This is a genomic window from Sulfitobacter sp. HI0129, from assembly GCF_001635395.1.
In the GTDB taxonomy this organism is placed as follows: Bacteria; Pseudomonadota; Alphaproteobacteria; order Rhodobacterales; family Rhodobacteraceae; genus Sulfitobacter.
On record NZ_LWGH01001141.1, the window covers coordinates 1 to 742 of the forward strand.

1 protein-coding gene is annotated in these 742 nt (G+C 60.5%); it reads right to left on the bottom strand.

The features are described from left to right. Positions 1–17: 17 nt before the first annotated feature. A partial coding sequence (locus A3764_RS23755; protein WP_067952187.1) for an IS3 family transposase occupies positions 18–742 on the bottom strand: 725 nt, incomplete at its 5' end.

Here is a 742-nt window from a genome sequence, read left to right on the forward strand (position 1 = left end):
AGGCTGATTGTCGTTAGTTACGCGGCCATGTCTTCGGTTTCCAGAGCTGCGTAGAAGTTGGCCTCTGCCTCGGCGGGCGGGATGTTCCCGATAGGTTCGAGGAGGCGGCGATTGTTGAACCAGTCCACCCATTCCAGCGTGGCGAATTCGACGCTCTCGAAGCTGCGCCAAGGGCCGCGCCGATGGATGACTTCAGCCTTGTAGAGGCCGTTGATGGTTTCGGCCAAGGCATTGTCATAACTGTCGCCAACACTGCCAACAGATGGTTCGATGCCGGCCTCGCCCAGCCTTTCGGTGTAGCGAATGGACAGATATTGCGACCCGCGATCGCTGTGATGGACCAAGCCCATGGCCTTCGTCGGTTTGCGGTCATGGACGGCCTGCTCAAGGGCATCCAGGACGAACCCAGTCTGCGCCGAGGCGCTGACGCGCCAGCCAACGATCTTGCGCGCATAGGCGTCGATGACGAAAGCGACATACACGAAGCCCTTCCAGGTGGCGACATAGGTGAAATCGCTGACCCACAGCATGTTGGGCGCCGGGACGCGGAACTCGCGGTTGACCTTGTCCAGCGGGCACGGGACCTTCTTGTCAGGGATCGTTGTCCGATGCGGTTTGCCGCGGATGATGCCCTGAATGTCCATGTCCCGCATGAGCCTCGCCACCGTGCAACGCGCGACATCGAAGCCTTCCCGGACAAGCTGCCGCCAAACCTTGCGGACGCCGTAGACTTTGTAGTTCT